This window comes from Halomonas lysinitropha (genome assembly GCF_902500215.1).
Classification (GTDB): domain Bacteria; phylum Pseudomonadota; class Gammaproteobacteria; order Pseudomonadales; family Halomonadaceae; genus Halomonas; species Halomonas lysinitropha.
Genome location: NZ_CABVOU010000059.1, coordinates 1 through 349, shown reverse-complemented (window position 1 = coordinate 349; position 349 = coordinate 1). Strand labels below are relative to the sequence as shown.

The window sequence follows — 349 nt, the reverse complement described above, 5'->3', positions numbered from 1 at the left end:
TGAGCGCGATGAACGCCGGCGGCCGGCACCTGATCGGGTGGATCGCACGTTCACTGCACAGCGGCCTGACGAGCTTTATGTGGCCGATATCACCTATGTACCGACGTGGGCCGGGTTTCTGTTCCTGGCCGTTGTCATCGACGTGTTCAGCCGCCGTGTGGTCGGCTGGGCAATGGCCAGTCACATGCGGGCCAGCCTGGTGGTGGACGCGCTGGAGATGGCCCTGGCACAACGCAAGCCTCGCGGCGCCATCCACCACTCGGATCAAGGGGCGCAATATACCTCGCTGGCCTTCAGTGAGCGTTGTCGAGAAGCGGGTATCGCGACGTCGATGGGCTCGGTCGGCGAC

General features: G+C 64.5%; 1 protein-coding gene. It reads left to right on the top strand.

Annotated features, from left to right (window positions below; translation table 11 throughout):
• On the top strand, nt 1–349 hold a 349-nt coding region (locus tag HALO32_RS17855), incomplete at both ends, for a DDE-type integrase/transposase/recombinase (protein ID WP_151445252.1).